Source organism: Pseudomonas sp. NFPP28 (assembly GCF_900115535.1).
GTDB classification, from domain to species: domain Bacteria; phylum Pseudomonadota; class Gammaproteobacteria; order Pseudomonadales; family Pseudomonadaceae; genus Aquipseudomonas; species Aquipseudomonas extremorientalis.
The window spans coordinates 529,896-542,567 of record NZ_FOWT01000005.1 but is presented as its reverse complement, the minus strand read 5'-3'; the positions used below and the strand labels follow the sequence as shown (position 1 = coordinate 542,567).

The window sequence follows — 12,672 nt, the reverse complement described above, 5'->3', positions numbered from 1 at the left end:
CTGTTCGACGGTTTGTTCAATAAGCGGTGACTGGCTTCAGAACTAGGGTCGAACGACTACGCTGGGTAATACGCAACTAGCCATTCCAAATGCAGCTATCCATTTGAGTGGGTTTTGCGGGGTAGTGACTAAAGGAGTGTTCCTTTGGTATGTGTTCAGTCAATGAATTGACGATGGTGCGGAGGTGGCGTGTTAGACAGGTTAACTGGCTTTTTCTTAGGCATTTTATTGACGTTCCTTGTCCGAACACTCGGTGATTGGGTGTGTTTTTGAGTGTAGGAACAAATGTCAGATTTTTCCTGCTTAAAGGAAAAACCTTTTTCAATGCGAGGTAGGAAAGGGGGACAAAGAGGGAGGGGCAGGGCGCACTAAGTACCCTGCCACCGGGGCTTTCACCGGATCAGAAGTTGCCTTTCAAACTGACGGTAAAATTGCGCGGTTCACCGTAGAAGTTGCCCCAAGAGGCGGTGCCGACCGTATTGTAATAACTTTTATCGAACAAGTTGTTGCCGTTGAGCGCCACGGTCCAGGTGTCATCGAGGCGATACGCCACGCGCGCGTTCCAGGTGGCGTAACCGGCCTGTTCCAATTTGATGGTTTGCACGCGGTAGTTGCTGCTCTGGGCGTTGACTCCGGTGCCCACGCTCCATTTCGACAGTGCGCCATCGAGCTGGTAGTCACCCCACACGCGCAGCATGTGCCGAGGCACATAGGTGTTGGAGACGCCGCCTTCTTTTGTGCTGTCAATGGTGTTCAGGGATTTGGTCTGGGTGTAGGTGTAGCCGCCGAACAGTTGCAGGCGCTCGAGCACTTCACCGCTGATTTCGGCCTCCACGCCTTGGGCGCGCACCTTGCCTTTATCGGTGTAGCAATAGCCATCGGCAGAGGTCGGGCAGAAGCTGTTGTAGTCGGTTTCGGCGCCGTTTTTCTCGATGGCACGGAACAATGCCAGGGAGCTGTTGAGGCGCCCATCGAACCATTCGCCCTTGATACCCAGCTCGTAGTTGTCGCCGATTTTCGGTTTGAGCGCCGCGCCATCGGCCGTAGCGTAGGCACTCTGCGGCTGGAAGATATCAGCGTAGCTGGCGTACACCGAGAGGTGCTCATTGAGGTCGTAGATCAGTGCGGCGAACGGCGTGACCTCGCCGGTTTCCTTGGTGTGCGCATCTTGCAGGGACCACTCGCCCCAGCCCAGGTTATAGGACTCGCGCCGGTTGTCGTACCAGCTCACGCGACTGCCGACGATGAACATCAACGGCTCGGCCAGGCGCAGGCGCAAGGTGGCATAAGTACCGTATTGGGTGGCGGTTTCCTTGACCGTGCCGCCACGGTACATGTTCGGCCAGAAGGTGCTGTTGGCCGGTTCCGGGAAGTGGTGGTCTGGCTGGTAGATGCTCTGGCGTCTGGGCAGGTTCTGGATTGCATAGACGTCGTCCTGGGTTCCGCGGCTGCCGTTGGCGCCGAGGATCACTTCGTGTTCCAGGCCGAAGGCTTCGAACTTGCCGTTGATATAGGCATCGAGGCCGTAGTCCCTGTGGTCGTAGTCCATCAGCGCTGCATAGGAGTTGGCCGTCGGCGTCGGGTCGCCGTAGTTGATGGTGCCTTCGCTGGCGGCGTATTTGGTGTCTTGCAGGTTGCGGCTGTGCACTGCCGAGACCTTGAGTTTCCAGTCATCGTTGAAGTGGTGGGTGACGTCGGCAAAGAACGTGGCACGCCGGCTTTGCCAGTCGTTCCAGGATTGGCCAAGGCAGGTCGAGCGGCTGAGGTTGGCGCTTTTGCCGTCGGCGTAGCGCGGCAGGCCACCCCAGCACGGGGAGGCATCGACATCCTCGTAGCTGGCGCCGACGCCCAGGGTCGTGTCAGGTGTGAGGTCAAAATCCAGCGCACCGTAGAACGCCTGGTCCTTGCGCTTGGCGATGTCCATGTAGGACCCGCGATCCTGCTGGCTCACGGCAGCGCGGCCACGCAGCGTGCCGCTGTCATTCAGCGGGCCGCCGGTGTCGAGATCGGCGCGGTAGTTGTCCCAGGTGCCGGCCGACAGCGACAGGCTGGTGGTGGGCTTGGCCTGTGGCCGTTTGCGCACAAAGTTCACCGCGCCGCTGGCGGTGCCGGCCCCCTTGAGCATGCCGGCGGCGCCCTTGAGCACTTCCACGCGGTCATAAATCGCCATGTTCGCACTGAAGCTGTCGGCCTGGACGTAGTCCTTGCCCATGTCCAGGGGCACGCCGTCGTACTGGTACTGGCCGAGCATCTTGAAACCACGGGAGTAGAAATACTTGCCGCCCATGGGCGACTCGTAGGAGGTGATGCCGGGCGTGCGCTCCATTACGTCGTCGATGGTGGTGACGTTCTGGTCGTCCATGAATTGGCGGGTCATCACACTCACCGATTGCGGGGTTTCCCGCAGGCTGTGTTCGCCCTTGCCGATGGTGACTGCACCGGTGGTGTATGACCCGGTGCCCTCGGTGGTGACACCCAGGCGTTCGCCGTTGATAAGGGTAGCGCCCAGGCTCAGCGCGCCGGTGTCGGCCACTTGCGGCAATAGCATCCAGGTGCTGTTGCCCTGGCGTTGGGCTTCAAGGCCCTGGCCGCGCAGCAATTGCTCAAACGCTTGCTGAGGATCAAGGCGGCCGCTCAAGCCCGGGCTTGTCTTGCCGGCGACGCTGGTGGCGTCGTAGGACAGGCTGATACCGGCCTGGCGTGCGAACTGATCCAATGCAGCGGCGAGGGCGCCGGCCGCGATGTTCCAGTCACGGGCCTGGGTGTCGCTGGACGGTGTATCGGCCATCACGGCCAGGGGCAGGGCACTGCTCAGGCAGGCGCCAAGCAAGGCGGCCTGCATGGCGCGCTTGAGGGGGGAACGTTGGGAGGGGAACGCTTGCATGACCGCGGGGTGCTCCTGAAGGAAGTGGACAGAACCGGCCTGTTGATCGGCCTTTCCTTACAGGTCGAACGGCAATGAGAATTCACCTCATTTATTTTTGAGCGGTTACGCGCGCGCGGAAACCGTCACCCAATAGCGGCTGCGGTACGTGAGATCGAGCTTGAGTGATTGCGCGATCAGGCCCAGCACTTGATCGGTGTCGTCCAGTTGATAAGTCCCCGACACTCGCAGCCCAGCCACCGCCTCGCTGCAGCGCACCAGGCCGTTGCGATAGCGCGCCAGTTCGGCGAGGAAGTCGTCCAGCCGCATCGCCTGGGCGCTGATCACGCCGTCGCTCCAGGCCCAGGGGTCAAGGCCGTTGCCGACAACCGGACGAATGCCGCTGCGATTGAACAACACCTGCTCGCCAGGCTTGAGTACCTGGCGGGCATTGCCCGCATGGCTGTCGGCAAACACCGCCACCGTGCCCTGTTGCACCGCCAGCTGTGTGCCTTGGGCTTCTTCGCGGACCAGCAGACGCGTGCCAAGGGTGCGCAGGTAGCCGTCGCGGGTCTGTACCCAGAACGGTCGGTGATCGGTGCCGGTGTTGACCAGTATTTCACCCTGGCGCAAACGCACCAGGCGACGCTCTTTATCGAAGGCCGTGTCGAGGGCGCTGGCGCTGTTCAACTGGATCCGGCTGCCATCGTCCAGCGCCACCCAGCGCCGCTCGCCGGTGGCCGTGCGGTAGTCGGCCATCAGTGCAGGCAGTGGCGTGTAGTCGCGGCCGAGCCAGGTCAAACCGGCCGCACCTGCAACCAGGCCGAGCAGTTTCAAGCCTTCACGACGGGAGATGTGTCGGCGCGCGCCGCGCAGGGCGTGCCGGCCGACCTGGGGCGGCAGTTGGCTGAAATCGTCATTCATTGCGGCCACCCGCTGCCACACCAACTGGTGCTCGGCGCTGGTGTGCAGCCAGCGTTCGAACGCGGCGGTGCTGGCGTCGTCGGCCACATTGAAGCGCAGTGTGATCATCCACTGGATGGCCTGGTCCACCAGGCGCGGGTCAGCCTTCGGCATAACGCAAGCGGTAACAGGCATGCAGCGCTTTGGACAAGTCACGCTCCACCGTGGCCTTGGACACACCCAGGCGCAGGGCAATCTGTGCACAGGTCAGGCCGTCCAGTTGCGCCAGCAGGAAGGCTTCGCGCACCCGCGGCTTGAGCTGGTCGAGCAAGCGGTCGATGCGTTCCAGGCTATCGAGAATGAGCAGGCGGGTTTCTTCCGACGGCACTTCGAGTTGCGGAAAATGCGCGAGGCTTTCCAGATAGGCGCGCTCCAGTTCGCGGCGGCGGTACTGGTCGATCATCAGGCTGCGGGCGATGCTGCTCAGGTAGGCGCGCGGCTGCTGCAAGGTTTGCTGTTTGCGCGCGTTGAGCAGGCGCACGAAGGTTTCCTGGGCCAGGTCGGCGGCGTGTTCACGGCACCCGGTGCGCCGGCTCAACCAGCCGCGCAGCCAGGAATGATGGGCGTGGTAAAGCTGGCCGATGGCGGCGTGGTCCAGTGGGTGATCGCTCGACATGGGCATCCTGGCACAGCTGTCTTAATTGATAATGTTTCGCATTCTAGACGTTGGTCGTGGCCCTTCGCAATTCCCGGCGCGCACTGTATCCAGCACAATTTTTTGTTTGCCGCCGGTGCACCGACTAATCTGCAGGCTTTTCCCGGTGGAAGGCTTGAGCATGATCGACCTGGCGACCCTGGCGGTTTTTTCCGGTGCTGTGCTGCTGTTGCTGTTGTCCCCTGGGCCGAACATGGCCTTTGTGATCAGCCACGGCGTGACCCACGGCTGGCGCGGCGGGATGGCGTCTGCCCTGGGCATTGGCGTGGCCGACGTGCTGCTGACCGCCTTGACCGCCACCGGGGTGACGGCGCTGGTTGCCAGTTGGCCGCCATCCTTTGACGTGATCCGGTATGCGGGTGTGATCTACCTGCTGTGGCTGGTGTTCAAGACCTTGCAGAAAAAACCTGGGGTGGATGCTGGCCCCGTCAGCCGGGTGCCGCTGGGCCGGGTGTTCCTGCAAGCCATGCTCAACAGTTTGCTCAACCCTAAGGCGCTGCTGTTTTTTGTGGTGTTCCTGCCACAGTTCGTGAGGCCCGAGGCGGGGTCCATCGCTGTGCAGTTGATGGTGCTGGGGGGCGTGTTGACCCTGATTGCGGGCGTGTTTCATCTGCTGCTGGGCATGTCTGGCGGGGCGCTGAGCCGGTTCTTCGCCAGGCGCTCGAAAGGCGCCTGGTTGCAGAAGTGGGGCCTGGCGACGGTGCTGACAGTGCTGGCGGTGCGCCTGGCGGTGATGTCGCGTCCGGCCTAACTAAACGTGTTGGGTCAGCTTTTTGTGGCAAGCCCGCTCGCCACAGAGAAAGCGTATCAACCCAACCGAGCAGCTGCCCGTGCGACGATCTCCCCGCGTACCCTGCGCGATTCGGCGGTGCGCTTGTTGGCCTCGTCCAGCACATGCCTGGGGGCGGTGTCCGGGCGACCGGCATCGAACGGCGGTGCCGGCGCGTATTCAATCTGCAGTTGCACCAACTGCGCCGCTGCTTCGCTGTACAACTCCGCCGCGAGGGTCAGGGCGAAGTCGATCCCGGCAGTGATGCCGCCACCGGTCAGCAGGTTGCCATCGCGTACCACGCGCTCTTGCACAGGAATGGCGCCGAGCGGGGCGAGCAGGTCGTGGTAGGCCCAGTGTGTCGTCGCCTTGCGCCCGCGCAGTAAACCCGCCGCACCGAGCACCAGCGAGCCGGTACACACCGAGGTCACGTAGCGTGCGGTTTGTGCCTGGGCCTTGAGGAAATCCAGGGTCTGCGGGTCTTCCATCAACGCGCCGACGCCGGAACCGCCGGGCACGCAGATCACATCCAGGGGCGGGCAGTCGGCATAGGCCATGGTCGGGGTGAACACCAGGCCGGTGCTGGAGGTGACGGGGGCCAGGTCTTTCCACACCAGGTGCAACTTCACGTCCGGCAGGGAACCGAGCACGTCGTAGGGGCCGGTAAGGTCCAGTTGCTGGATGCCGGGGAACAACAGAAAGCCGATCTGCAAGGTCATGAATGAAGCTCCGATAAAGGGGTGGACGGCTTCACTCTAGAGGCCTAGGCTTTGGCGGATGCGCCATTAAGCCCACGAATCACGCCAATCATGCCTCGAATCGTCCATGTACTCGCTTTCGATAACGCCCAGGTGCTCGACGTCACCGGGCCGCTGCAGGTGTTCGCCTCCACCAATGACCTGGCGCGCCAGCGCGGCGAACCTTTGCCTTACGCGGTATCGGTGATCGCCGCGCAATCGCAGCCGGTGATGACCTCCGCCGGCCTGGCGCTGGTCGCCGAGACGCTGCCCGCTGTCGATGCGCCGTGCGATACCCTGGTGATTGCCGGCGGCTGGGGCGTGTACGGCGCTGCCGAAGACCCGGCGCTGGTGGACTGGGTGCGTGAGAAAGCCAGATACACCCGGCGCATGACCTCGGTGTGCACCGGCGCTTTCCTGTTGGCCGCCAGCGGTCTGCTCGACGGCTGCCGCGTCGCCACCCACTGGACCCGTTGTGAAGAGTTGGCGCGCAAGTTCCCTGCGCTGACGGTGGAGTCCAACCCGATCTTCATCCAGCAGGGCGCCGTCTGGACCTCCGCCGGTGTCACCGCCGGTATCGACCTGTGCCTGGCGCTGGTGGAGGAGGACCTGGGCCGCGCCGTGGCCCTGGAAGTGGCGCGGCACCTGGTGGTGTTTCTCAAGCGCCCCGGTGGCCAGTCGCAATTCAGCGTGACGCTGTCCCTGCAAAAAGATGACAGCCGCTTCGCCGAACTGCACGCCTGGATAGCCGAACACCTCACCCTGGATTTGAATATTTCGACCCTGGCCGCCCAGGCCGGCATGAGCGAGCGTAGCTTTGTACGTCACTATCGCGCCGAAACCGGCCAGACCCCGGCACGTGCCGTCGAGCTCATCCGCGTCGAAACCGCGCGTCGGCAATTGGCCGATAGCACGGCGTCGGTCAAACGCATTGCGGTGCAATGTGGGTTCGGTTGCGAGGAAACCCTGCGTCGCAGCTTTCTGCGCGCCTTGTCGGTGACGCCTCAGGCTTATCGTGAACGTTTTTCGCCGAGCAATTCCAACACCGCGTCCAGTGTGGCCTGCGGCGCTTCCTGAGGGATGTTGTGACCCACGCCTGGCAACACCCGGCGCTGGTAAAACCCGCTGAAATGCTCCACGTCGTCATCCACTTCAGGCGGCGGACCCACGCCATCATCGGCACCGCACAATGAAATGCTCGGCACCGAGATCGCGGGCTGCAACGCCAGTGCCTGCTCGATGGCTTCCAGCGCCGGGTCGCCAGGTGCGTACATGAAGCGGTGGCGGTAGGAGTGAATCACCACCTCGACAAAATCCGGGTTATCAAAAGAAGCCGCCGTCTGCGCATACAGCCCCGGCCCCTCGGCCCAGGACGGCGACCACAGCGACCACAACAGCTTGCACAGTTCGCCACGGTTGGCGGTCAAGCCGTCCACACCGCGCGGGGTATGAAAGTAGTACTGGTACCACAAGCGATGTTCCGTCACAGGTGCCCTGGGCTTCAGCGACTGGGCGATGTCCTGGATGTTGTAGCCATCCCCGGTCACCAACCCATGCACGCGCTCGGGCCACAGCGCCGCGACGATACACGCGGCGCGCCCGCCCCAGTCGTACCCGGCCAGCGTGGCCTGCGGGATCGCCAGCGCATCCATGAAGTCCAGCAAGTCCTTGGCCAGCGCCGCCTGCTGCCCTGAACGCATTACCTGCGCATTGATAAACCGTGTCGGGCCGTAACCGCGCAGGTACGGCACCAGCACACGGCAGCCATGCCCGGCCAGTACCGGGGCAATCGCGTCATAGGCACGTGGGTCGTAGGGAAAACCGTGCAGCAGGATCACCGGTTGGCCGTCGATGGGGCCGTGGGCTTCATAGGCCATATCGAGCATTGAAGTGCGTACGTGGAGCCGTGGGGGGGTCATGGTCATGGTTCACCAAATGGCCAGAGATGCTGGAACTCTAGCCGAAAGGTGTGACGGGAAGAGGTGGTTTTTGGGACCGCGGGCTTACTTGTCCAGTCTGGATCGATACGGCCATTCCCGCGCCAGCAGCCCCAGCACTTCAAGATCATGTCGCTGGCCGTTCCAGAATCCGGCTTCTCGCATTTTTCCTTCGGCTTTGAAGCCAAGACGCTCCAGCAACGCGCGGGACGCGTGATTATGTGGATGAACCAGCGCTTCCACCCGCTGCAGATACATCTGCCTGAAACCCCATTCCAGCGCGGTGCGCAGCGCTTCGCTCATCAGACCCTGGCCTCGGAATTGCGGTGCTAGCTCACAGGCCAGCGAGCAACTGTTCCATCCCTGGTTCCACTTGAACAAGCCACAACTGCCGATCAATCGGCCCTCGAACTCAAGCCCCCAGCGAGTCCCGGGATTCGGTTGGGTACGCCATTGGGCAAAGGTCTCGACCAGGCGCTTTGCCTGGGCAATATTGGCCATCGGGTCTGCGCCGAACCAGCGCATGCTGTCGGTATCACGGTAGATGGCGAACAGCGCTGGGGCATCCTGGGGCACCAGCTCCCGCAGTTGCAGGCGTTGAGTGTGCAGGGTAGGAAAGGGGGTCATAAGGTGGCAGCGACCTGGTCTCGATCAACCACGTGCCCAAAGTGATGCCGCCACAAGTCCACCCCCAACTGCCCGGACCTGTCCAGCGACGAGCCTATCGTCAGATCGCTGATCAACGTCGGCTGCAACCCGGCATCAAACAACGCAAACCCCGCCGCCAGCACGCAGGTGTCGGTCTGGATGCCGCACACCAGCACGCGCTCGGGCCCCATGTTTTTCAGGTAGGCAACCGTCTCGGGCGTTGGCGCGTAGCCGTGCTTGATGAAGATACGATCCGCCGCAATCAGGCTTTGGTCATCCGGCGCCGGTTGCCAGCCGAGTTGACGGGCGAAGGGGGTAATGCTCTCGTCGTGACGCTCCACGGTGGCGATTGACGGCATGCGGCCCAGCAGGGCATTGATGCCGTCCACCAGCCACGCGGGAGGGTTGAACGAGGGTTGCACATCGATGATCAGCAATACCTGGCGCATGGTGTTCCTGTCCGTGGCCTGGAGGGCTGCCCATTGTGCACAGGCTATTTCAGGGTTGCCAGGTGGTTTTCTCCCCGCTGAGCTTGCGGTCCAGGAACGTCGCCGCGCTGATCAACGCCAAGTGGCTCAAGGCCTGGGGCGTATTGCCCAGGTGCCGGGCCTGGTTGTCGAACTCTTCGGCGTACAGCCCCAGGGGGTTGGCGTAGCGCAGCAGTTGTTCGAACTCCAGGTGGGCCTTTTCCACCTGGCCGGCGCGGGCCAGGCATTCGACGTACCAGAACGAGCATGCCGCAAACGCGCCTTCGGTGCCTTGCAGGCCGTCGATCTGGCTGTCGTCGTTGCGGTAGCGGTAGACCATGCCGTCGCGCACCAGGCTTTTCTGGATCGCTTCCAGGGTCGAGAGCCAGCGCGGATCGGTCGCCGCGACAAAGCGCACCAACGGCATCAGCAGCATCGAACCGTCCAGCGCCGTGCTGCCGATATGCTGCACGAAATGCCCGCGTTCCTCGTTCCAGAAGTTGCTCCAGATATCCGCGTAGATCGCCTGGCGGGTCTGGTCCCAGCGCGCGAACGGCGCCGGCAGCGAGCGCTTGGATGCCAGGCGGATGGCACGGTCCAGCGCCACCCAGCACATCAGCCGCGAGTGCAGGAAGTGGTGCTGTTCGCCGCGCATCTCCCAGATACCCACATCCTCGGTATTCCAGATTTCGCAGACCTGGTCGGCGACTTCCACTGTGTGCTTCCAGCCCTCGTGGGAGATGGCTTCGCCGTACTTGTTGACCAGGTACACCGCGTCCATCAGCTCGCCATAGATGTCCAGCTGGATCTGGTCGAACGCGCCGTTGCCGATGCGCACCGGCTTCGCGCCGCCATGGCCTTTGAAGTGCTCCAACTCGGCTTCCGGCAGCTCCTGGCGACCGTCGATGCCGTACAGGATATTGATCTTGGTCGGCTGGCCGCAGCAGTCACTGACGCGGCCCTTGAGCCAGCGCATATAGGCGTTGGCCTCGTCGACAAAACCCAGGCGCATGAAGGCGTAGACGGTGAACGACGCATCGCGGATCCAGGTGTAGCGATAGTCCCAGTTGCGCTCTCCGCCGGGGCTTTCCGGCAGGCCGAAGGTGGCGGCGGCGATGATTGCGCCATGTTTGCGCGACGTCAGCAGCTTGAGGGCCAGGGCCGAGCGGTTGACCATTTCGCGCCAGCGCCCACGGTAGTTCGATTGCGCGATCCAGCCGCGCCAGAATTTCAAGGTGTGGGCCAGGGCAAGGTCGGTGCAACCGCTGTCTACGCGTTCGTCGTCCTGGCCGCCGAGGACGAACTCGGCACCTTCGTCCTGGTCCAGGGTGAAGCGGGCTACGGCAGCGCCGTCCTGGATCTGCAGCGGATGGCTGCCGGACAGGCGCAGGCCGGGCTGGCCGTCGGCACTGAAGCATACGGTGCCGTTGTCGACGGTCGCGTGTGTGGGCGTGCGCGCATAGTCATGCCGCACGGCGCAGCGCAGATGAATCTCGGCCGTGCCGCTGACCACCCGCACCCGGCGTATCAGCAGTGGCAGGTCGTCGATTTCTTCGCTGATGGCCAGCAGGTCGGTGATCTCTACCACGGCGTCGTCGCTGAGCCAGCGGGTTTGCAGCACGTTGGTGTCGGGCAGGTAGATCTGCTCGCGGCGCGCGTTGGGCAGGTCCGGGGTGAGCTGGAAGATGCCGGCATCGGGGCTGTCCAGCAGCGAGCAGAAGATCGACGGGCTGTCGAATTCCGGCCAGCAGAAGAAGTCGATGCTGCCTTTGTCGTTCACCAGTGCCGCGCTGCGCATGTCGCCGATGATGCCGTGGGCATCGATGGGGCTTTGTTGCTCGTTCTTCAAATCAACCATTGCCACGGAACTCCGGATACAGGCTCATGCCGCCATCAATAAAGAGTGTGCTGCCCACGACGTAGTCGGACGCATCACTGGCCAGCCACACCACGGCGTTGGCCACGTCTTCCACATCGCCGACCCGTCCATAGGGAATCAGCTTCAGCAGTTCCTTCTCTGCGGCGCCTTCAGTGGCCGCACGATTGATCGCCGTACGGATCGCTCCCGGCGCAATGCCATTGATGCGGATGCGCTGTTCGCTGACTTCCTGGGCGAGGGTGCGCATCAGCATTTCCACGCCGCCCTTGGACGCTGCGTAGTTCGCATGTCCGGCCCAGGGGATCAGCTGGTGCACCGAGCTCATGTGGATGATTTTGCCGGCTGCCCGCGACACACCCTCGCGCACGCCCTGGCGGTTGAAAATGCGCACGGCCGCCCGGGCACACAGGAACTGGCCGGTGAGGTTGACGCCAATCACCGTATTCCAGTCGTCCAGGCTCATGTCCACCAGGTTGGCGTCCTTCTGCAGGCCGGAGTTGGCCACCAGGATGTCCAGGTGGCCGAAGGCATCGAGGGCCTGGGCAAACAGCTGTTCTACCTCTTCTTCTATAGAGACGTTGGCGCCGATGGCAATCGCCCGGCCACCCTCGGCGTTGATCTGCCTGGCCAATGCCTCGGCCGGGGCAGCCTGGCTGTTGTAATTCAGCACCACGGCCGCTCCGGCTTGTGCCAGAGCCTTGGCCGCGCCGGCGCCGATTCCGGAACTGGCGCCGGTTACCAGCGCCACTTGTCGCTCCAACGAGATACGCATTGCTCACCGACCTTTATTTCGTGAGTTCAAGTAGCTGACTGACGGTGCGCAAGGGAAGTTCAGCCGTGTGAATTTAGCGACTACAACCATGGTGGAAAATGGAATAACAGAACTATAAAAAATAACCATAAGATACTAAAAAACCGCTTAAAAGCGTTTGACAGGCTTTTTGTGCCCGTGTCTTATAGGCACACCTCAACCCGCTCCGTTGGTAGTTCGGAAGTCATCGCGGGGCCACTTACAAGAGGTATCTATGTGCCTTTCGGCCGATATAGGGGAACTACCAGTTCAGGGAAAAACCGCTGCCTTAGTTGGCATGCCTAAGTTAGTGATCTTCGATTGCGACGGTGTACTCGTCCAAAGTGAAGAGATCACCCTGTCTGTGTTGATCTCCATGCTAAATGCACGTGCACCTGGCAGTGCGACACTTGATGTGACACGTTTTATCGAACACTTCCGCGGACGCAGAATTGCGGAGTGTTTGCGTGAAGCTGAATGTATTTTAGATATTCATTTGGACAATGAGTTTGAGCAACACTTTCGTCAGCGCGCGCTGGATGCCTTGACGCTTGATTTAAAAGCGACGGATGGGATTGTTGAAGTGCTGGACAGTTTGCGGGTCCCGTATTGCGTTGCCTCCAGCGCACCCCGTAGCAAGATAGAACACTGCTTGCGTACTGCCGGTCTGTTTTCTTATTTCGAAGGGCGAATATTCAGTTGTTATGAACTGGGTCGCTGGAAGCCAGATCCGTTGGTGTTTTTGACGGCTTGTGACACTTACGATATTGCCGTTACTGATGCGCTGGTTATTGAAGACAGTGTTACGGGTATTCAGGCGGCCGTCGCTGCCAATATAAGGGTTTTGGGTTTTGGTCCACCGCACCGGCGTGCACAGTTGGCGGCTGCCGGCGCATTACCGATCGCCGACATGCGTGAAGTACTGGCGATTTTTAATTGATCTTATTACTCAGGGAGGAGGCGT

General features: G+C 62.0%; 12 protein-coding genes. 3 read left to right on the top strand and 9 right to left on the bottom strand.

What is annotated here, in order from left to right; genetic code table 11:
- Positions 1–400: 400 nt before the first annotated feature.
- The 3 genes from BM110_RS16275 to BM110_RS16265 form a co-directional block, all read right to left on the bottom strand.
- Complete coding sequence (locus BM110_RS16275; RefSeq protein ID WP_093513822.1) at positions 401–2,884, bottom strand: TonB-dependent siderophore receptor; 2,484 nt, start codon at positions 2,882–2,884, stop codon at positions 401–403.
- 105 nt (positions 2,885–2,989) lie between these two features.
- Positions 2,990–3,940 (bottom strand): FecR domain-containing protein, encoded by a 951-nt coding sequence (locus BM110_RS16270; protein ID WP_092249549.1) that lies wholly within the window; start codon positions 3,938–3,940, stop codon positions 2,990–2,992.
- Positions 3,927–4,442, bottom strand: coding sequence for a sigma-70 family RNA polymerase sigma factor (locus BM110_RS16265; protein WP_071489720.1), 516 nt, complete (start codon positions 4,440–4,442; stop codon positions 3,927–3,929). Before BM110_RS16265 ends, BM110_RS16270 begins: the two co-directional genes overlap by 14 nt.
- A 160-nt stretch (positions 4,443–4,602) precedes the next feature.
- On the opposite strand from BM110_RS16265, the gene BM110_RS16260 reads away from it, so the two are divergent.
- Positions 4,603–5,232: a LysE family translocator gene (locus tag BM110_RS16260; RefSeq protein ID WP_093513821.1), complete on the top strand. Its 630-nt coding sequence runs from the start codon at positions 4,603–4,605 to the stop codon at positions 5,230–5,232.
- Positions 5,233–5,288: 56 nt separating this feature from the next.
- Here the strand turns inward: BM110_RS16260 and inhA are convergent, their stop codons facing one another.
- Positions 5,289–5,969: an isonitrile hydratase gene (gene inhA, locus BM110_RS16255; RefSeq protein WP_092249555.1), complete on the bottom strand. Its 681-nt coding sequence runs from the start codon at positions 5,967–5,969 to the stop codon at positions 5,289–5,291.
- 90 nt (positions 5,970–6,059) lie between these two features.
- Here inhA and BM110_RS16250 point away from each other — a divergent pair, with 90 nt between their 5' ends.
- Positions 6,060–7,064, top strand: coding sequence for a GlxA family transcriptional regulator (locus BM110_RS16250; protein WP_093513820.1), 1,005 nt, complete (start codon positions 6,060–6,062; stop codon positions 7,062–7,064).
- Here the strand turns inward: BM110_RS16250 and BM110_RS16245 are convergent.
- The 5 genes from BM110_RS16245 to BM110_RS16225 form a co-directional block, all read right to left on the bottom strand.
- On the bottom strand, positions 6,998–7,912 hold the full coding sequence (locus BM110_RS16245; RefSeq protein WP_092249560.1) for an alpha/beta fold hydrolase: 915 nt from the start codon (positions 7,910–7,912) through the stop codon (positions 6,998–7,000). The genes BM110_RS16250 and BM110_RS16245 overlap by 67 nt on opposite strands.
- A 78-nt stretch (positions 7,913–7,990) precedes the next feature.
- Positions 7,991–8,551 (bottom strand): GNAT family N-acetyltransferase, encoded by a 561-nt coding sequence (locus BM110_RS16240; protein WP_092249563.1) that lies wholly within the window; start codon positions 8,549–8,551, stop codon positions 7,991–7,993.
- On the bottom strand, positions 8,548–9,021 hold the full coding sequence (locus BM110_RS16235; RefSeq protein ID WP_092249565.1) for a cysteine hydrolase family protein: 474 nt from the start codon (positions 9,019–9,021) through the stop codon (positions 8,548–8,550). The genes BM110_RS16240 and BM110_RS16235 overlap by 4 nt, the downstream gene beginning before the upstream one ends.
- 49 nt (positions 9,022–9,070) lie before the next feature.
- Positions 9,071–10,897, bottom strand: a complete 1,827-nt coding sequence (locus tag BM110_RS16230; protein ID WP_093127079.1) for a glycoside hydrolase family 15 protein — start codon at positions 10,895–10,897, stop codon at positions 9,071–9,073.
- Positions 10,890–11,690, bottom strand: coding sequence for a glucose 1-dehydrogenase (locus BM110_RS16225; protein ID WP_093513819.1), 801 nt, complete (start codon positions 11,688–11,690; stop codon positions 10,890–10,892). Before BM110_RS16225 ends, BM110_RS16230 begins: the two co-directional genes overlap by 8 nt.
- A gap of 253 nt (positions 11,691–11,943) precedes the next feature.
- Between BM110_RS16225 and BM110_RS16220 the strand changes: the two genes are divergently transcribed.
- Entirely contained in the window at positions 11,944–12,648 is a 705-nt protein-coding gene (locus BM110_RS16220) for an HAD family hydrolase (protein WP_092249576.1), read from the top strand.
- Positions 12,649–12,672 lie beyond the last annotated feature (24 nt).

Excerpts from the sequence above, each read along its gene's own strand:
- BM110_RS16235 (WP_092249565.1), bottom strand. The coding sequence starts at position 9,021 with ATGCGCCAGGTATTGCTGATCATCGATGTGCAACCCTCGTTCAACCCT.
- BM110_RS16240 (WP_092249563.1), bottom strand. The coding sequence starts at position 8,551 with ATGACCCCCTTTCCTACCCTGCACACTCAACGCCTGCAACTGCGGGAG.
- BM110_RS16245 (WP_092249560.1), bottom strand. The coding sequence starts at position 7,912 with ATGACCATGACCCCCCCACGGCTCCACGTACGCACTTCAATGCTCGAT.
- BM110_RS16230 (WP_093127079.1), bottom strand. The coding sequence starts at position 10,897 with ATGGTTGATTTGAAGAACGAGCAACAAAGCCCCATCGATGCCCACGGC.
- BM110_RS16270 (WP_092249549.1), bottom strand. The coding sequence starts at position 3,940 with ATGCCGAAGGCTGACCCGCGCCTGGTGGACCAGGCCATCCAGTGGATG.
- BM110_RS16220 (WP_092249576.1), top strand. The coding sequence starts at position 11,944 with ATGTGCCTTTCGGCCGATATAGGGGAACTACCAGTTCAGGGAAAAACC.
- BM110_RS16260 (WP_093513821.1), top strand. The coding sequence starts at position 4,603 with ATGATCGACCTGGCGACCCTGGCGGTTTTTTCCGGTGCTGTGCTGCTG.
- BM110_RS16225 (WP_093513819.1), bottom strand. The coding sequence starts at position 11,690 with ATGCGTATCTCGTTGGAGCGACAAGTGGCGCTGGTAACCGGCGCCAGT.
- BM110_RS16275 (WP_093513822.1), bottom strand. The coding sequence starts at position 2,884 with ATGCAAGCGTTCCCCTCCCAACGTTCCCCCCTCAAGCGCGCCATGCAG.
- inhA (WP_092249555.1), bottom strand. The coding sequence starts at position 5,969 with ATGACCTTGCAGATCGGCTTTCTGTTGTTCCCCGGCATCCAGCAACTG.
- BM110_RS16250 (WP_093513820.1), top strand. The coding sequence starts at position 6,060 with ATGCCTCGAATCGTCCATGTACTCGCTTTCGATAACGCCCAGGTGCTC.
- BM110_RS16265 (WP_071489720.1), bottom strand. The coding sequence starts at position 4,442 with ATGTCGAGCGATCACCCACTGGACCACGCCGCCATCGGCCAGCTTTAC.